Raw genomic sequence first — 18,900 nt, 5'->3', positions numbered from 1 at the left:
GGAAGCCCGGGTAGGCGAATCACCCTTGCGGGGCAGAAACTCCACGAACGTCCCACTTCACCATGTTCGATGAGCCCTGCACATTCGATGCATTCGACTGGTGGTGCCGTACTTGGATCGCGACTCCCACGACATCGCGTTCACGGGGCGGGAGATCCCGCGCCTGGCCGCGCGCTACTGCGGCGCGCTGGCGCGGCAAGGAGAATTCGCAGGCGGGGCGATGTCCTTGGCTGCCTCCGCGCTCGCCCGCGTCATGCGTGCGATGGCGGTCTCCCGGACAGCCCTTTCTCATGCTTCCTGTGCTCTTGGCACCGGAGGTTGCGCCGCCGGCTGCTCGCCGCGTCGGCGGCGGGTCACCCTAGCGGTAGGGTCTGACAACGCCCTTCCCTCCGATGCTCCCAACTCGTCCGCATCACCGTAGAGTTGGCTGAATTCCGCTGTGCCGTCGGCTGTTGTTGCGTTGCAGCGGTGGTGCTGTCCTGGTGTCGTCGCCGAGGGTTTGTGGCAGGGCACGAGCCTGATTCCCGGCTGTGTCAACGGTCCGGTCGGTGCCCTCATGCCGGCCTGCCCCTTCACAGGGCCTTGCTTGTGCGCCGGGAGCGTTGGCTCGCACACAGTGTGAGCCGTGCCAGCCGCGCGCGTAACCCGCTTGACCGACACCTCGTTGTCGGGTTGAGGCGCCCTTGGCGGCCCCGCTTCCTCAAGGCCCCCTGATCAGGACGGGGGAGCCAGAGCCGTAATTCGCCTGGCAGCAACCCATCGCTTCCGGTGGGCATACGGGCTGCCGCGAGTTCACGGGGGCTGCGCTGCGATGAAGGACGGCACATGAATCCCCATCACGACGCGACGAAGAAGGCCAGAGAGCTGACGCGGCAGAACGCCATGCCGTACGCGGTGAACCTGGCGCACGTCCTGCGCGAGATGAACATGGCCAGGGCAGCTCCATCTGCCGGCCCGTACGCGACGGGTGGCGGCGGCACGGTACTCGAGCACCGCGTCGGAGCGCTGATGCTGTCCCATCTCCTGACGGGCATGCCGGTGCCTGCCCTTGGCGATCACATCACGCCCACGCACGTACGCTTCCAGGGCAACGACATCAGCAGGGTCGACGACATCCTGGTCCGCGGGCGCAGCGCCGTGGGGACGGAGCATGTTCTGTTCGTGGGGGTGCGTCGACAGCCTCGGCTGGTGTCGAGCGAGGCGAAGTCGGTACAGCTCGTTGGGGCCTTTTTGGATGTCGTCGTCCGCGACTGGCCGTTGCTGCGGAGCGGGCGCCGCCAGCTGGCACTGGCTGTCGTGTCGGCTTGCCAGCCCGCCCACCAGCTGGGAGAACTCGCGGTCGTTGCTGCGGCTGCGGCAAGTCCTGCGGAGTTTCGGCGGCGTATGGCCGAAGGCGGTTACGCGACCAGGGCGATGCGTGGCCGTCTGGTTCAGCTCGACGCGCTGGTGGCCGCGGCTCTGGGCGGGGAGTGGAGCGAGGGAACCGGGCTGCGGCCTGTGGAGCTGACGTGGCGCCTGCTGAGCAGGCTGTCTGTGATGGAGCTGCGCCTGGAGGGAGCCGACCTATCCGACAGGACGACCGCGGTGGGACACCTGCGTCCGCTGACACCTCTGGGGCTCGCTTGGCAGGCCGATGCTTTGTTCTCCCGTCTTGTGGAGTTGGTGGGCGTCTTTGCGCCCAGCGGCTCGGAGCTCGATCTGCCCACGCTCACTGCGTACCTTGACGGCCTTTCCTGCTTCGTCCCACCAGCGGGCCGTGCGACAGCCAGCGGCGCGGCCACCGTGCCCGGTGCACCGAAACGGGTCAGTGCGCTTAAGCCAAGGAAGCGTGCAGGTGTCAGAAGCCAGCAGGACACCGTGCTGTGGAGCAGGTCGGCAGTGAGTAACCGTGCTGTTCAGCCCGTGCTCGCTGGTGAGCTGCTCGTCGTGCGGGACGGCTACTGGCTGCTGGGGTTCGACAGGGCCACGGGCAATCCGACACGCCCACTGCAGACGGCCTACAGCGACCGGCCGGTGACCGCCGCCGGTAAGGTCTTCGTCACAGACCGGGCGCGTCAGATCGTTCCGGTGGACCTGCGTGCCGAAAGGAGGAGGAGCGGGAGGCCGCTGCCGGCCCGCATGTCGGGTGGTGCGGCCGTTGTCGAGCGCGGCACTTTGTTCGCTGCAGCGTCCGATGCGTACGTCCACGCGATCGATCTGGCCTCTCAGGTGCTGCTGTGGAAGCTGCCGGTCAGTGGAGTTCCGGCCGCGGCGCCTCGGGTGCACGCGGGGAAAGTGTTCCTGCAGACCGGTAGCGGCGGTTGCGTCGGCGATGCTCCGGGAGACAGCAGCCTGTGGGTGTTTGGGACCGACGGCATCCTGCAGTGGGTCCATGCGGAACGGGATGGTGACGTCCTCTGCTGGCCCGCCAGCGACGAACGTGTCTACCTTGTCAGCCGGGACCGGCGACCCGGAATCCACAGAGTCACCACCCTGGACTTAAACAGCGGGCAGGTGCACTGGCAGCACGCCTTCGACAGCGTTCTTGTCGGCAAGCCGGTGTTGGCAGGCGGTCTTCTTTACCTCACGACCGCTGATGCTTGCGTGATTGCGCTGGACGCCCGCACGGGTCAGGAACGGTGGCGCACCGGCGGAGGCGCGAGTGCAGCGGCAGCCGCTCACGTCACTGACGCTGTCGTCTATCTCGGGCTCCAGCAGCCCGGATGTCTCGTGGCTCTCGACGCCGCTACGGGTGCGGAGCTGCTCCGGAGGAGGACCTCCGGCTCCTTCACTTCGCGACTGTTCAGCGCCCATGGCGTTGTCTACGGCGGGCATCGCGGTGGAGTCCTACACGGATGGGACACACGCTCGCACAGAGAAGTCTGGCGTGCTGAGGTGATGTGGGACGAAGCCCGGCAAGGTGCCCCGCTCATCGTCGACGACAGAGCCTATGTGACGGGCAGCAACGGCAAACTCCACGCACTGTCCCTGCGCTGCTGAACGGTTTCTCGTGCCAGCCAAGGGACGTCGCCTGTTGCAGCGTTTGGCACCGGGAGACACACAGCCGTGCATGGACCTCGCTGCCGACTGTCTAGGGGGGTGTTCGCGAGTGCGTCTGACCAGCGGTGCAAGCAGGCGTTCAAAGATCGTTTCCCACCCTGCCGGTGATCGTTTCCCACATACACTGCCGGGATGCCGCAGAGGAGCCCGGTCCGGGTCGATGAAGGTGCGCTGCTGGACCGGCTCGGTCCTGATGCCATGAGGTTCGACCTGACCGGCGCCTCGTTGATCGTCGGTGCCACGGAGATCCAGATCATCGCCGACGCCAATGACGACCCGGCGTCCAGCGGCGTCTGGAGCCGGGACCAGTTCCGTCTGGTCGGCGAGGTACCCGCAGACATCAACGAGGCGCTGACCGGCTACCGGGACGTCTGGAGCTTCGACGAACTCCGGCAGCGGCCGGTGAGCATCGCCATCAGGGTCGGTATCGGTTGCTTGCTGCTCGGACGAGCCGAGTTCCGCCACTGGGGGCCCGGCCGCTACGAGTTCGAGTTCATCGAGCCGCTGACCAGCAGGCTACTGGAGGTGGTCCGGCCCTCCGTTCCCGATCCCGTACTGCCCACACCGACGTGGGTGGATCTCGTGGCGGCGCGTCCGCAGGAGGCGTTGACGCTGTTCGTCGAGTCGTGGTTCGCCCGGTCCCGACAACCGAGCATCAACACGTCGGCGGAGGCCGTGCCGGCCGCGCTGGCTGCTTTCTACCGCCTGGCCGAAGAGCGGCCGGGAATCCTGGGTTCGCACAACTATGTGCACGAACCGGAGCCCGACCGGTGTGGCCGGGGCGAGGAGCACTTCTCGTTCGCCTGCGAGGTTCAGGGATGCTGGTCGTGGTGCTGCCCACGCCGTCCGGACGCGGAGAACGGAGAGCACACCGTCCTGCTCGTCCGGGACGACGAGGCACTGCCGGAGCAGGAGCCTCTGAGCAGGTTCCTGCTCCAGTTCGTTCTGCACGAGGCGACCTTCAGTGCTCCTTACTTGGCACAGGCGGTCGCCTCTGCCGACGACATCGTCCTCCTGCTCCGCTCCGTGCTGCGGGACGTTCCGCTGCGGCCCTTCATGGCACCACTCGATCCGACGACCTTCCTCGCCGGCCCCGGCATCGTGGTCGCGCTCTCGGACGGCCCGGAAGAGGGCGGCGAAGCCGCCGTCAGCATCGGCGCCCTCCACCGCAGCGCCCTGCACCCTCTCGGGCAGTTCGACGTTCCCTGGATCAGATTCGATGGCTGATGCCTTCCCGCCCCCGGAGGAGTGGGATGCTGCGGCAGCGGACCGCTTCCGGGACGAGTGCTTCGAGCCCGGTCTGCGGCGCATCTTCCGGTCCGTGGTGACCGATCGGATACCTACCGACGAGCGGCCGCCGCACAGTGCTCTGCTCTTCGGGCCGGAGTTCGGGCCCTTCGCCTCAGACCGCGAGTTCGCAAGCGACTTCTACAACGACATCCATCACCAGGGCATCAGCAATGCGTACACCGCGCAGGCGGTGCCCATGGTGGCCGCCCTCGCCTCCGACGAGCGCGTTCCGGCTGATGAGCGAGCCAGCCTGACGACTCTCCTCTTCCACATCGCCGCCGAGATCGACCGCCTCACGGCGGACTGCTGGCCCCGGCAGCACCCGCAGAGTGATCCAGCCGCAGCTGCCCGGGCACGCGCAGCCGTCCGGCGGACGCTTCCAGAGCTGGCGGCCCGTTGGGATACCGCGTCCCTGGGTGTCCGCCTCGCTCTGGCCGCCCTCTGCGCCAGCTTCCCCGAGGAGCCGGCGTCATTCCCCTTGCTGGAACGAACGGGAGCATTGGCAGAGGACCTGCACGACAGCCGGCCGCTCTCCGGCTTCCTCCGCTTCGCACTGCTCACTGGCACCGCCCCGGAAGAGGCACTGCACACCCGGGTCGACGAGCTGACCGCCTCCTACCGGAGACCCACCCCACGCGAACTACCTGCTCGGCAACGGGCAGTGCACCTGCTCGACCAGATGCTGGCCTGGCTCCGGTGTAAAGTGCTTCCCAACCTCGCCGAATGACCGCGCCGGTCACCAGACGCCTCGAACGGCACGTGGAAACGACGAAGTCTCAACGTGCTCACGCATCACGGTCATGAGCCGCTGACCGTATTCTGCTGCCCTGGGACCACGAAGGAGACGTATGAGGCCCTCTCCCGGCGTAGGCGTTCACCCTGACCTTCCCGGCACTCTCGTTCACTTCACGGGACGCCCACGAAGCAGCGATGACCATCCCCCGGCTCATGCGAATGGGACCGCCGAGGATCGACTGGTGGGCATCCTCCGCGAGGGAAAGATTCGCGGGAGTGTGCCGTACCGCCAGAGCCAGGCTGTGGTCTGCCTGGGCGAGCCCTCCGATGCCGCTCGTCGGGTCCTGCTTCGCGACGGCATTGGCCCGCGCGGGCCGTACGGGCCGTGGGCGCTTCTACTCGACCGCGAGGCTCTCATAGCCGCTGGTGCCCGGCCAGTGCTCTATCTCTCGGACGAGGAGTTGCTCGCGACTGATGGAATGCCAGCCCGATTCCGCGGCCGGCGAGTGCGCTACGAACCCGGCTCCGCGGATTGGCTGCACGAGCGCGAATGGCGGCTTACGTTCAACGACGACGAAACTCCCGACTTCGTACTCACAGCCGATGCCGTCGTGGGCGTCATCGTCGGCGAACAGGGTTGGATGCCTCCGAGCAACTTCGATGAGCAACCCCTTCCGCACGAGCTCTTCAACTATCCAGAGGCTCTCGATTCGAAGCCACGATGGTGGTGGGACGGCGAGGAGCTCGTGGCCGACGGAACATTCGCACTTCGCGAGCGGTATGAGTACGAGAAGTGGTTCCTCCTCGACTTCATGGGCCTCATCTGAACGCTGATCGTCCCCTGAGGATGATGGTGTTGTGACGAGCATCAGTGGCGACCATGTGAAGGTCCACTTCCGGATGGATGTGGACGAGGACGGCTGGCCGCCGGCGAGCGTCGAAAGTCTGTGGGCGGTGGACCTCGGTGACGGCACGGTGCGTTTGGACAACACTCCCTGGTTTGTACGTGGAGTCGCCAGCGACGACATCGTCCGGGTGAAGATCGACGATGAGGGCGTCCGCTGGGCTGGAGAGACGGTCCGATCCTCAGAGAACTGCACGATCCGGCTGATCGTGTTGAAGGACGGCGGCTCGGCTGCTGCCCGGCAGAGCGTTCTGGAGATCTTCCACAAGCTCGGCACGACAGGCGAGGGCATCGAGCGGTACCGGATGGTGGCGCTGGATGTCCCGCCGGAGGCGGACCTGCCGCGGATCCGCAAGCTCCTGGAACACGGTGCAACGGAAGGCTGGTGGCACTGGGAGGAAGGGTGTGTCACCGCTGCTTGGAGGTCCACGGCCACGGACTGAGCGGCTGCGCGTGCTGCTGGAGGGCCGCCGAGGTCTCTGTCAGTGGCGCCGTGCATGATCGGGCGCATGACACATGGTTCCCGGGATGCCCTTCGCTCCCTTGCCTTGCAGCATCTGTCGCCCGGGGATGCCGAGAAGTGGATTGGTCTGCTTCGCCCTGGCGTGCGTCTTGAGGTAGCGACTGGCTCTGACGACGTGGCGGGTCGACTCGGTGGCCTTCCAGCCTTGCCGGCCGCCTCTGAGTGGCCGATGTGGGAGGGGCATGGTCCGCTCTCCTTCGTCGCCTCGATCGATTGCGCGGGCCTGCCGACGGCGCAGTGGACATCGATCTACCCGAGGCTGGAACGCTGCTGTTCTTCTACTTCGACGGCCAGCTGGACGACGGCGAAGCTCTCGTTCTCGCTGAGGACAGGGAGAGCTGGGCGGGCGCCCGTGTGCTCTATGTGGCAGCTGGTGAGGAGGTCGAGGAACGTGCGACGCCTGACGAAGTCGAGTCGTACCCGGTGGTGCCGCTGGCCGCGAGGCTGGAGATGACAGCGGCCGAGCCCTGGCATCCCCGGATTCGGAACGCCTTCGCTGCGGGTGCCCCGCTCGGGAACCGGTACGACCACCCCGTCTGCTCGCAGGAGTTCCTCGAGGCACTGTGGGAGTTCGACGACGAGGTGGGGCATCAGATCGGCGGCCACGCTCACTCCGTGCAGAACCCGGTCGAGATCGAGATCGCGGAGGCGGTCCTGGGCGGCAAGGTGCCCTGGAACGACCCTCGGCTGTCCGAGGAGGCGGGCAACTGGGTGCTGCTGGCCCAGTTCGACAGCGAGGACGCCGCGGACATGATGTGGGGCGACGCCGGAGCCCTGTACTGGCTGATCCGCCCGGAGGATCTGGCCGCGCGGCGCTTCGACCGGGCGATGTTCACCTGGCAGTGCAGCTGATGACCGCGACACCTCCCGCTTGGGGAGTCCAGCACACGCTGAGCCTGCCGAGTGAGGGCGCTGCCCTCGCTGCCGCGGCCGAGCTGTCCGGGATGGGACACCGGCTGACGGCAGTGCGCGTCCACGATCACTTCCGCTTCGTTCCGTCGAGCTTCTGGTACGGCCGTCCATCGATGGACCCGGAGCTGGAAGGGTGGTGGCAGGTCTTCTCGCTGGCCGTCTACAGCGGGTACGAGCGCATGGCTCTCGAGCCGTTCCTCCGGAGTGAGCGGACTCGGATGGCCTGTGTGGCCCGTACCCACGGCGGTTTCCAGCAGGGGTACAGCGAGGGACATGCCGTCACTGCCGAAAGAGTCTTCCAACGGGACGGCCTGGTCCATGAGCAGGCCGGCGCCGACGTCGCCCTTCCGAGTCCTCTGCCCAAGGATCCCGTGCGACCTCCGGCCGGTCCGCCGTGGAAATGCAGTGAGGTCGGTGAGTCCACAGCCATGGTCCAGGGAGTCGACGCTGTCCCTGAGTTCCTGCTTTTCTCCGTATCTCTTAGCGGTGGCGATGTTCGGGGAGTGGCACGGCTGCGGTCGGCGGGGACGACATCGGCAGTGCGGGCGAGGAAGCGGTCGGCTTCGGCCGCCACATAGGTGCCCTGGCACTGTTCGAGGAGTTCAGTGACGGCAGTGGAGAGGGTGGGGTCGGTCCAGTAGGTGTCGAAGCGGCGGGTGGGACAACGCTTGAGGGTGCTGCGCCGCCGTCGCGGCCAGGAGCAGCGGACTACGAACGGGCAGGCGCGTGTTGCCCGGTCTAACCGGTCGGCCGAGGCGGCCCCTCGCGGGTCACGAGCCTGCGGATGGTGAAGGCACTGCGCTGGGCAGGTGACGCGGCCTGTTCGAGGGCTTCATTTTAGGCGCAGACTGTGCACTCAGCACAGGACTGCGGCTGTGGAGGGTGTACCTGAGACAAGGAGAGTGCTGGGCAGCCGCGGCACGTCCGAGTTCCGCTGAGGTTAGGGTTTGCTCAAGCTCGCACCCTGGGGCCGATACTGGGCTGATTCCGCGGTATGTCGGGAGTATGCATGGACCTGCGGCCGACACATCTTGGCTACGCCTACCAGGATCTGCTCACCGCGCTGCGCCTGGTGGATCTTGCGGTCGGACGCGCGCGGTCGGTGCTTGTCGACACGAAGATGTTCGCCGGGGACCGATTCGACGACATCACCTGCGACTGGGCCGACGGCGGCCGCGAGCGGCTGCAGATCAAGCACACCGATCACGACCGCGCGTTGTCATTGAAGAGTTTCACCGAGGACAGACGAGGGCTGCGTCTGGATCTACTGTTGTCTTCCGTCGGCAGCGGCCTGGCATCGCACCCCGGTACCTCGCACCGTGTGGTGGTACGTGACACCGACCCGGATGACCCTGAGCTGTCGCGGGTGCTACAGCCCTTGCGGGCAGGTGACGACCCTGGGCCGGCCCTACGCGGGCTCAACGGCAGGCGGTCGCGGTTCGACTCCGCCGCTCTGCGTGAGCATGAGCCGTGGCGGTCGATGCTCGCGGCTGTCGATGACGACCTGCTCAGCAGTGCCTGTGCCTCGCTGGTCGTCGACACGGGGGTGGCGGCGTGTTCGCTGAACATCCGCGAGCCGGGGCCTGCGGAGGCTGCGCTGCTGCATCGCGTCAGCGAGGAGCTCGGCGCCGGGCGGCCGCCGAACCGGCACCGTGCGCCTGAGGACGTGGCTCTGGCCCTCATCGAGGCGGCCAAAGCCGCACGCAGCCGCAACGGGGCCGTGACGGCCAAGGATCTCCTCCCCCGGCTTGGGCTGGAGGTCGACTTCGGAGCGGCCCAGGAGGGGCACCCTGTGGACCGTGCCACTGAGGTGCCCCGGCCAGCGGTTCTCTCGAGTCTGGCAACTGCCGCGAGGACTGCGGCGGGGCAGAGCGGCGCCCTTGTGGTGACAGGTGGTCCCGGCATCGGCAAGTCGTGGCTGTGCGAGCAGCTCGGCGACGTGCTGCAGGACAACTGGGTCGTTGCGCGGCATCACTGCTGGCTCGGGAGCGATGACGAACGCCGTGAGCAGCGTGTGCTGACCGATGTGGTGATCGGCAGCCTCCTGAAGCAGCTGGAGAGGGCTGTCCCGGAGGCTATGGCACAGGTCAGACCACGCTACGCGGCCACGGCCGAGACACTCACGGCAGCCGTCGCCGCAGTGCGGGATCTGGCTCCCGATCGGCCGGTCGCATTGATCGTGGACGGGATCGACCATGTCAGCCGGGTCGTCGGAAACATTTCTGGCAGCGCGTTTCATCGGCAGTCTGACCCGGCCGCGTCTTTGGTGGAAGAACTTGCTGCACTTGCTTTGCCTCCCGGTGTTGTCCTCGTCCTGGCCAGTCAGCCGGGTCCTCATCTCCAGGCTCTGGACGAGCGTGCGGAACGCCTGGTCGTTCCGCCTCTGGATCGTGGGGAGCTGCATGCGCTGGCGGATCGGATGGGTGTCTTGTCGGCCCTGGCGCAATCCACCTCACGGCAGGCATCTGCTGAACTTGCCGATGCTGCGGTCTGCCTGATCGAGGAGCGTTCACGGGGCAATGCCCTCTACGCCACGTACCTGTGCCGGCATGCGGTGGGCCCGGCGGCCGTTGCAGCATCGCTGCCGGCTCGGGACATCGCTGGGGACCCTCTGGAGCGGTTGCGCGCGGTCCCGTCCTCGGCACACGACCTCGACGACTACTACAACTACCTACTGGAGGGTCTCACCAGCGAGCAACGGCACGCCGTCAGCATGCTCGCTATCTGCGACTTCGCCGTAACCGCGCAGGAGCTGGGAGAGATCTTCCCCATGCCCGGACTCATGCTCGGCACCGCGCTGAACAGCGTTGCACCGATTGTCGCGCAGCAGCCGGGCATCGGCGGGCTGAAGATCCACCACGAGAGTTTCAGCCGTTTCATCCGCAAGATCGACAGCAATCAGGGATGGGTCGATCTTGTCCGGTCGCAGGCTGCCGCGTGGCTCACCCAACGTGGATTCTTCACCGACCCGCGGGCGTTCCGGCACCTGCCCGAACTTCTGTCCGCGTTGGGCCGGGACGATGAACTGGCCGTGCTCATCGGGCCCGATTTCCTCTCCCGGGCTATCGCCGGCCTGCAGCCCCCTCAGGCCATCGTCCACACGCTGGCTGTCGCCGCGCGGCGAGCGGCGGCTCGGAGTGACTGGCCCACGTTGGTGCGCTGTGTAGAACTCAGCCGGGCCCGGGCAACCTATGAGGAAGAGGGCCTGCCGGGCTCCCTCGTGCCGTACGCAGATGTCCTGGTGGCGCTGCGCGGCGCCGATCAGGTCGCAGCGAGCCTTATGTACGAGGGCGAGCCCACCATGATGGCTCGGTGGGGACTGCAGCTGTGCGCGTCTGTCGATCGTGCTGGTGTGGCTGCACCGTGGGAGGCGTACCTGGCTGCCTGGGACAAGGAACGTGACGATCGCGTCGACTACGGCTCTGACAGCGACGATGCGGTTTTTCTTGCGGAGCTGCGCGGGACGATTCGGCAGCCGCGCCAGAGGACTGACGGTGACGCCGCGCCACGCCCGGTCGCGCAGCGAGTGGCGGATTTCCTTGACCAGAAGCACCTGCCTGCTGTGGAGCAGGTACTGGGTGTGCTGCTGGACTGCTTGGGGCCCGAGGCGCTGATGGCGAGCGTGGAGCTCATCGAACGTACCGACCGGCGTATGGCTGTTCTGCTGTGTCTGGCCGACTGCCGTAGCGGTGCTTCAGGCGAATGGCCTTCGGCTCGTATGCTGGCCACAGCGGCGTGGGCAAGCGGGCCTTGCGACCCGCGGCCTCTGCTCCGGCATGGCGTAGCGGTGGTGGACCTGGTGGGGGACGTCTTCTCCGGCGGTGTCGCCAAGGTCCTCGAGGAGGCCACGCGTGAGGTGCTGACCGACCACGCCGGTGATCTGCCGGCACCGGTGAGCAGATGGCTGTCGCTGCTTGCGGTGGCCCACGCGTCCGACTCGCAGGCTGCCTCCCGTCTGCTCCCGCTGTTGGAAGGTGTCGGTTTCTACCGGGCCTGGCTGCGTTTCACCGTAGCGACCCTGGGGCTGCGCCACGACGTCGACGCGGGCAGAATCCCGGCCGAGACGGCTTCCTTGACCGCGCGCGTGGCGCTCGAACAGCTGGCCCAGCACAATCAGCCGTTCACGGGCCGGCCCAAGGCAAGCGATCTCGGCGCTATCCACACACTGGTGCGGCAGGTTCTGCACGATGCCGTGGCGATGCTTCGGGATCAGGACGTGGCGCTGGGCATCACGTCCTTGCAGGCCATCAGCCGCGGAACCACCACCTCCCTCATGGGCATGGCAGGAAGCGGTCCTCTCATCACGACGGAGCTGGTCTCTCTGCTCGCTGGCAGCGTCGGTCAGGCTGGCGCCGGCGTCGTGCATGAGCTCATGGACACCCTGCGCGCAGCCCAGGCAGAACGCCGTGCGCAGTATGCGGAGGAAGCGGACTTCGAGCTGGAGATGGCCCGCGTGAGTCTCGCCTGCGGCGACCCGCTAGAGGCGCAGGAGTGCTGGGACCGTGCCGCCCGGTTCATGGGCGCCTACGGCGGCCACAAGGACTCCACCATCAGCGAGCTGCTCGATCCGCTCCCCCAGCTCCTCCAGGCCGCACCTGCCCAGGCCCGCGAGAGACTCGCACGCACGCAGCCTCTCGCCTACCTCGTGGCCCGGTGCACCGATGGGCGGGGCACCAGCGGAATCCCTCACACATGGTGGGGGTTGCTCGCCCGCCTGGACCCCCAGGCCGCTGCACAGACGGGGGCCGGCTCGCTGCTGGCCGAGCCAGGGCTGACCGACGCCTGGGTGGAAGAGGCTCATCATCAATTGCTTGCCGCGCAGGCCGACACGGCCGACCCCGTGGTCCTGGCCGCGCTGCGGATCGCAGCCGGCCCCGACGGCCGGAGTCTCGACGCCGACATCGCTCTTCTCGGCCGGCTCGCGGACCTGCCCCGCGACGATGGGGCACGGACGCAACGTCTCCTGCCGGTGCTGGCCAACGCGATCACTTCCACCTACGACGACCAGACACTGATCTATGCCTCCAGCGGTGCCGGAGACGCGCCCACCACCGGGCTGTCCGCAGCAGCGCAGCGATGCGGTGGCGAAGGCAGCCCGCTGTGGTCGCCGAAGCCCGTGCCTGTCAAACGGTCACGTGATTGGCCGGGACCCAAAGGACGCTACGCCACGGGCAACTACCTGAACGCACAGCAGCTCGCCGCCCTTCCGGAAGGCGCTGCTGGTGTCCTGGCTGCAGTCCGTGACTACAACGACAAACCCTACGACGCTCCCCCGGGGCCCCGGTGGTCACAAGACGGCCTGGCCAACGCGGTCGGGTGGAGGGTGTTGGAGGTCATCGACCGGCACGGCATCGACGCGGCTGCCCGACTGCTGCACCGGATCGCCGAGGAGATGAGCCCGACCAAACCGCGTGAGCTCCTGGCCGACATCGCCACTGGACTGTGTCTGCGCCAAGAGGCTGCTCCCGACACTCTCGGCCCGCTCGCCGCGAAGGCCGGCGTGCTCGCCTTCACCACGATGCGGGGAGGAGGAGGCTGGCGCGCCTTCGCCGGCAAGGAGCGGCTGGATCTGTGGCAGCAGGCTTACTCGGCAGACGCCGTCGTCTCGGTCGGCCTGCTCGCTGACCAGGTGGCACGCGCCGTTGCCGACGCCTCGTACAGTCAAACGATCGGTGTCAGCCAGGCCCTGGTCTCCGCCTTCGCCGCACAAGCCCCGCTTGACCAGATGCCGGGCGCCGATGCGCTCGCCTGCTGGGACGCGGCCTACGACGTCATCGCTCATCGTCTGCCTGGCGACGCCCGCCTCGGCGACGGCGCCTACCAGCCGAACCCGCAGCCCGCCACACAGCACGAAATCGACACCGCACTGTGCACTCTTGCCGTAGCCACCATTGCGCTGCCCGAACGCGGCGACAAACGCCGCGCACTACTCGCAGCGACGGTGCTGCTGGCGAGCCGTCCCAGCCAAGCCCAGACCGCACTGGCGTACGTGCTCTCCTTCTCCCTTGGTGCCGGTCCGGTCACCTGGCTCCTGTCCGTCCTGCGTGACCATCTGCCCCAGGACCGCCTGGATGCAGTACTCCTCGCCCGACTCGTGGCCTTGTGCAGCAGTGACATGCTCTCCGTCCGAGCAGAAGCCGCCGCGATCCTTACGCGCGCCGGACACGAACCTCCCTCACCCCCCGCCACGGCAGCCCATCCGACACTCGCAACCGCCATAGCCGCCGCTGTCTCTCGCACCGAGGGCAACTCATGACAGACTCCGCAGACTCCCAAGCGGCAGCGACCGAGATCGTCGATGAGTATCTGGAAGCCCGCCTCGTCTCCGCGGGCAGTCCTGCGGGGCTGCGAGAGACCGTCATCGACCTCGTTGCCGAGGCGCTCCCCCAGCACGTGACAACACTGATGGTCCAACAACTGGACTCGCTTACCCATCCGAGCAGAACACAGTGGCCCGACGCCTACCTCGCTGACGAAAGCGCCACCGAAGACGCACTGCAGCAAGCCGCGGCAGGGCTGCGTGCGGCACTCGCTGGGGCCGGACACATGATCGGCAACGCACAGACCTTCGAACGCAACGCTGCCGCACGACTGCGCGACGATCCACGAGCGGCACTGCGAGCGGAGCTGGCCCGTGTGCCACGGCCCGTCACCCGCCCGAAGGCCCTGCAATGGTCGCTTGATCCTGCCCCCTGGTTCAGCGACAGCCCGCGCGAGTCTGCCGCCTGGCCACCCCCAGGACTCCGTTCAGTCGCAGACCAGCGGCATCTACCAAACGGCGCGATGGCGCTCCCCCGTGTGAACGGCGGCCCTTACGAGGGATGGGTACAGATAGGGCTCGTCGAAAGCCAGCGCACTCCCGCACGCCGGTACCCGGACCAGCCCGCCCGCCAGATACAGATCGCCGTCGGGCTGGAAGCCTCCGGCAGCGACGCGCCGGGCGACTCGCTACCCCTCTCCCAGGCTCCCTGGCAGCTGTGGACCCGCCCACTACGACATCTGGACCCCGCTGCTGCGGGGGCGGCAGCGGAACACATCGGCACCATCGACCAACCCCTCGTGGCCCTGACCAATGCCAGCAGCACCCCCCTTGTCGACGCGCCCCTCCCTTCACATGGCCTGGGCCTACCTCACTACGTGTTGGCGCCAACTGCCCGCGTCGTGGCCCTTCTCGGCCTCCAACCCACGACAGGAATCCATGGCTTCAGCCTCAGCAACGCAGCAGGAGAAGCACTCATCGGCCGTCAATGGCGGGGCCACCTCGTCCACGACGGGAACTACAAGCCCCTACTGCCGGCGGTCGAGGGGGCAGATCTACTGATCCGCCCCGACCTGTTCACCCGGCTCCACGACACCATAGGTGCTGCTCGCTGCCGCGTTGGCATCAGCGTCATTCACATGCCGGCGGAAGAAGACGACCACACCACCGACAAGACCTGAAGCGCCCGTTGACCATTCAGTTGGCAAGGGGTTGCCCTCGCGCACGTCCCGGCCTCTCCAGTCATGCCAGAGTCGAGTCACAGGAAGCACCGGCGCGGCGTCATGGGGCGATGTCATCTCACGTCAGTGCCAACTCTCACAAAGTGCCACTCAGCCACCTGTCATCCTCGCAGCTCAGACCGCCTACAACAGAGTCCAGTCGCTGGCGCATAGATGACAGTCCTCTCGTGGCACTGAGACGGCATCTCACACCCGAGCGTTCGGCGGGTTGGCGAAGCTGCTGGAGGCCCTCAGGGCGCACGACGCCCGGGTGGTCGAGCAGCTCGCCGAACAGCAGGCCCCCAGCGCCTACAAGCCTGCCTCGAAGGCCGCGCAGGGCCAGGAGAGCCGGGGCGAGGGGAACGGGTCCGGCAGGCCGTCGGCGCCCGCGCGAAAGCTGCTGAAGTTCAGCACGCCGCGCGACCCGGCGCAGCTGGCCGCCTTCATCAACCTGCGGGTACTCAACCCGGAGCACGAGCACTGGCGGCGCGGTGTGGAGGCCGCCGTCATCTTCGCGCGCGAGCACGGCGACCTGAAGGTGCCCTTCACCTATCGCGTGCCGGAGGGCGAGGAGGCGGAGGGGGTCGGTTGGCCGGCCTCGCTCGCCAACTTCCCCCTGGGGCAGTGGATCGCCGACAACCGGCGCTTCTACGCCCGCGGCGACATGGACGAGGACCGCGTCACGCAGCTGGAGAAGCTGGGCATGGTGTGGTCGCACTTCGACGTCGCGTGGGAGGAGGGCCTGTCCGCCGCGCGAGGGTGGGCCGAGACGAACGGGCACCTCCTGGCCCCGCTCGATGCCACGCATCAGGGCTACAGGGTGGGTACCTGGTTGAAGAACGCGCGGGCCGCCGCCCGGCGTGCCCAGGAGCTCGAACAGCGCCAGGCCGAAGGTCTGCCGGTGGAGTCGTGGGCCGGCGCCCTGTCGGCGGAGCGGCGCGAGCAGCTGGAGGACATCGACCCGTCCTGGTGCCCGGCCTGGCCGGTCGAATGGCAGCGCGCCTTCCACCTCGTCCGGCTCCACCTCGAAGAGGCCGGCAGCACACTGCCGACCGAGCCCGGCGAGGTGATGCACCAGGGCGAGGACCTCGGACGGTGGGTGCGGGCGCAGCGGCTCGGCTGGGACAAGCTCACGACCGTGCAGCAGTGGATGTGCGAGCAGGTCCTCGGCATCACACCCGCGACCGAGGAAGAGAAGCCGCCCCCGCGCCGTACGCAGGCCGACAAGTGGGCGCTGAACTACGAGGCCGCCCGCCAGTTCTTCGAGCGCGAGGGGCACCTGCGGGTGCCACGCAAGCACGTCGAACGGATCGTCGGCGAGGACCAGGAAGAGCGGGAGCTCCGGCTCGGAGCGTGGGTCGGGAACCAGCGCTCCCGGGCGGCGACGCTGTCGCCGGAGCGGGTGGAGCTGCTGTCCGCGATCGGGATGCGGTGGTCCTGATGGTGGGCGTCGTCGTCACCGCGGCCGGCGCGCTCGCGGCCGGCTATCTGCTCGGGCGGCTGCGCCCGTGGCGACGCCAGCGACTGGGCGGCCGATCAGGTCCGCCACGCCGGGGCGTGGGCCCGAGGCGGCGCTGGCCGTCAGGCCATCGTCGTCCTGGTCCACGCCGTCACCGCGCCGCGCACCAGCTGGCGTGCGGCGAAGTCGGTTGGTGAGCACGGCGCGGTGGATGACACGGTCGGCGCTCGTGTGCTGCCAGCCTTGCTGGAGTCCGTGAAAGGAACGGGGAGGACCCTCCATCGGGTCGACCACGGTGGTGGTCTCGGTCTCGACAAGGCCGAGCAGGGCGCCGAGGAGTTCGGGAACATCTTGTTTGATCAGGCCGTCGGGGCGTACTTCGGGGTCGACGACGTGTTCTTGCCCCCGCGTAGCGAGCGCCCTGAGCATCTGGTCGATTGAGATCGGGGTGACGTTCTCCAGCCCCATAGCGTGCTCCCCTGCCCGCAGTGGATCCAGGCTCCCACCGAAGTCCGCTCCTGGGGGCGGACTTCGGTGGGATCTGCGGACTCCGGCAACGGGCTATGTGCCCGGCCCTGACAGCGGCCTGACCGGCAGCAGGGGGTCACCGCCCGAGGGCGTCCGATCGTGGACCACCCCGGTGGATCATGAGGAGGACCTCGCGTTCGGCATCCGCCGGGCCCGCTTTGAACGGCAGGAGCGCCGGGGCATCGGTGGAGGAGTGCCAGGGTGCCCTGTGGGGCTTGGACCAGCCGGTCTGCTGGGTCCAGGTGCTGTGGTGCAGATCATCGTCCTTCTGAGCGACGAGGGCGTGGAGCTTTCCGTCGTGGGAGGCCAGGGCGGCGCCGCGGCACGAGACGAGCGTGACCTTCTTGCCGTCTGCGTCTTGGGGCCCGGCATCGGTGAGATCGGTCCAGGCGGTGCCGTCGAAGACAAGATGGCGAAGCGGCAGCTCGGAGTCGTCGGGGATTTCGATCCGCACGAGGAGGTGAAGCTGACCGTCGTGGACGGCCAGGGCCGCGTTGCCCGACCATCCTTGCGCCTTGCTGATCGCATCGCTGTAGTAAGGGTCGGCGCGCGCAACCTCGTGAGGGTAGTAAGGGAGGGGGATGTTGGTGCCGTCGGCCCGCGTGGCGGGCCTCCACATGCCTTCAGCGTCGCGGACCAGGTGACTGACCGGCCAACCATGGGCGTCGACGAAGACCAGGTGCACGGCCCCGTTGAACACGGCCAGGCCCGGCGCGAGCGGCGTACTCGACCCCGCTTCAGGCGGAGTCCTGATGGGTTCGGGCAGCGTCCATGTCGGCGCGTCGCCGCCGGTGTTCAGGGACGTCTCCCACAGTGAGTGCGACAGATCCCCGGATCCCGACCCGTCGGTGGGGATGAAGACCATGCGCAGAGTGCCGTTGTCGTTGACGAGCGCCGGCGCCTCCCCGCAGAAAATGACGTTCTCGCCGTCACGGGAGAAACCGCGCGCCGCACGACGGATCTGTTCCGCCGCGGTGACGGCTTCCTGGTGCTGCAGCTTCTGCTCGTCGGTGGCGTCCGCGGGCAGCGGCTCCTCGGCCTTGTCCAGGGTCGCGCGCTGCTGGGGAGAAAGCTCCCAGAGCGCGCGGGTGTCGGTCTTCCACTCGCCAGCCGCCCCCAGGGCCCGCTGAGCCGCTTCGACGGATTCCACGTACTGCTGCCGCTTCTGCTCGTCGGTGGCGTCCTCGGACAGCGGCTCGCTGGCCTTGTCCAGCGCCTCGATGAAGGGCTGCAGGGATTGGGGGGTGAACGAGGTCCACAACAGCAGCTCGAGATCCTCATCAAATTCACCGCCGCGGTGCAGGCAGTACCACGTGCCGTCCACCTCGGCCAGCGCGGGAGCAGCGGCGCTGAAGTGGCGGTCGAACCGCGTCGGACTGCCCCAGTATTCCTCCGCGACATAGACCGCCCACTTCAGTCCCCGTTCGCCTTGCGAGCTGCCAGACACGTGCCTCTCCTCGCCTGATGCCGTGCCCACACCCCGGCGGCCCACGACCCCAACCATCAGCACGGAAGGTATCGGCCAGTAACTCACAGTGGAGCATCGTTGATCATTCAGTCCGGAAGTCATGCATCCATGACCGGAAACCGCCGCCTAACCGGGTTCGGTGGCTGCCGCGCGGTTGATCCGGGCCATGAGTTCGCGGTTGGCCCCGCGGGCGGCTGCAAGGTCGTCGTCCCGTTCCTGGAGCTTCAACGGTTCTGGCACAGGTTCCGTGCAGTGGACACGGTGAGTAACAATCGCGCGTGTTCGGGCCCCAGCCCGGCCAGGGGGCCTGTCCAGCCGCTGTGCAGCGCACGTCGGCAGTGGCGGGGCTGCGCTGCCGGGCCGTGTGGGGGCGGCCACCTATGAAACCGGGTGTCCGCCCAACGTGTCGTACCGGCAGCGCGCGCCACCCACGACGGCCGGTTCCTACAGCCTTTCAGGCATGCGGGTGTTGAGCCGGTACTCGTCGCGCCAGAAGTCCGGCGTGGTGGTGCCGCCGGCGCGGGCGTCGTCGTGGATGGCGCGGATGTCGCCGCCGGCGCACA

General features: G+C 67.9%; 11 protein-coding genes and 2 pseudogenes. 10 read left to right on the top strand and 3 right to left on the bottom strand.

Annotation, left to right across the window (positions count from 1 at the left end; translation table 11 throughout):
* The first annotated feature begins 825 nt into the window (after positions 1–825).
* From ACWEJX_RS21980 to ACWEJX_RS21935, 10 genes and pseudogenes are all read left to right on the top strand, one after another.
* Positions 826–2,979: an outer membrane protein assembly factor BamB family protein gene (locus ACWEJX_RS21980; protein ID WP_451609108.1), complete on the top strand. Its 2,154-nt coding sequence runs from the start codon at positions 826–828 to the stop codon at positions 2,977–2,979.
* Positions 2,980–3,171: 192 nt separating this feature from the next.
* Positions 3,172–4,266: a hypothetical protein gene (locus tag ACWEJX_RS21975; RefSeq protein ID WP_451609107.1), complete on the top strand. Its 1,095-nt coding sequence runs from the start codon at positions 3,172–3,174 to the stop codon at positions 4,264–4,266.
* Entirely contained in the window at positions 4,259–5,056 is a 798-nt protein-coding gene (locus ACWEJX_RS21970) for a hypothetical protein (protein ID WP_451609106.1), read from the top strand. The genes ACWEJX_RS21975 and ACWEJX_RS21970 overlap by 8 nt, the downstream gene beginning before the upstream one ends.
* Positions 5,057–5,306: 250 nt before the next feature.
* Entirely contained in the window at positions 5,307–5,891 is a 585-nt protein-coding gene (locus ACWEJX_RS21965; protein WP_451609105.1) for a hypothetical protein, read from the top strand.
* A gap of 31 nt (positions 5,892–5,922) precedes the next feature.
* Positions 5,923–6,411: a DUF4265 domain-containing protein gene (locus ACWEJX_RS21960; RefSeq protein WP_451609104.1), complete on the top strand. Its 489-nt coding sequence runs from the start codon at positions 5,923–5,925 to the stop codon at positions 6,409–6,411.
* A gap of 54 nt (positions 6,412–6,465) precedes the next feature.
* A pseudogene (locus tag ACWEJX_RS21955) lies at positions 6,466–6,672 on the top strand (YwqG family protein); the annotation flags it as partial.
* A gap of 56 nt (positions 6,673–6,728) precedes the next feature.
* Entirely contained in the window at positions 6,729–7,343 is a 615-nt protein-coding gene (locus ACWEJX_RS21950) for a DUF1963 domain-containing protein (RefSeq protein WP_451609103.1), read from the top strand.
* A gap of 1,069 nt (positions 7,344–8,412) precedes the next feature.
* Positions 8,413–13,659 carry an AAA family ATPase gene (locus ACWEJX_RS21945; protein WP_451609102.1) on the top strand — a complete coding sequence of 1,749 codons (5,247 nt, stop codon included), beginning with the start codon at positions 8,413–8,415 and terminating at the stop codon, positions 13,657–13,659.
* A complete protein-coding gene (locus ACWEJX_RS21940; protein WP_451609101.1) occupies positions 13,656–14,843 on the top strand; it encodes a hypothetical protein in 1,188 nt (395 codons plus the stop codon). The genes ACWEJX_RS21945 and ACWEJX_RS21940 overlap by 4 nt, the downstream gene beginning before the upstream one ends.
* Positions 14,844–15,111: 268 nt before the next feature.
* Entirely contained in the window at positions 15,112–16,323 is a 1,212-nt protein-coding gene (locus ACWEJX_RS21935; protein ID WP_451609100.1) for a helicase associated domain-containing protein, read from the top strand.
* A gap of 15 nt (positions 16,324–16,338) precedes the next feature.
* Here the strand turns inward: ACWEJX_RS21935 and ACWEJX_RS21930 are convergent, their stop codons facing one another.
* From ACWEJX_RS21930 to ACWEJX_RS21920, 3 genes and pseudogenes are all read right to left on the bottom strand, one after another.
* Positions 16,339–16,809, bottom strand: coding sequence for a hypothetical protein (locus tag ACWEJX_RS21930; RefSeq protein ID WP_451609099.1), 471 nt, complete (start codon positions 16,807–16,809; stop codon positions 16,339–16,341).
* A 136-nt stretch (positions 16,810–16,945) separates the two neighbouring features.
* A complete protein-coding gene (locus tag ACWEJX_RS21925; protein ID WP_451609098.1) occupies positions 16,946–18,316 on the bottom strand; it encodes a hypothetical protein in 1,371 nt (456 codons plus the stop codon).
* A 480-nt stretch (positions 18,317–18,796) separates the two neighbouring features.
* Positions 18,797–18,900: pseudogene (locus tag ACWEJX_RS21920) on the bottom strand (enoyl-CoA hydratase/isomerase family protein); the annotation flags it as partial.

Source organism: Streptomyces sp. NPDC004788 (assembly GCF_053601115.1).
Note: the sequence above shows the minus strand (reverse complement) of the source record. Positions and strands in the feature narration are given on the sequence as shown.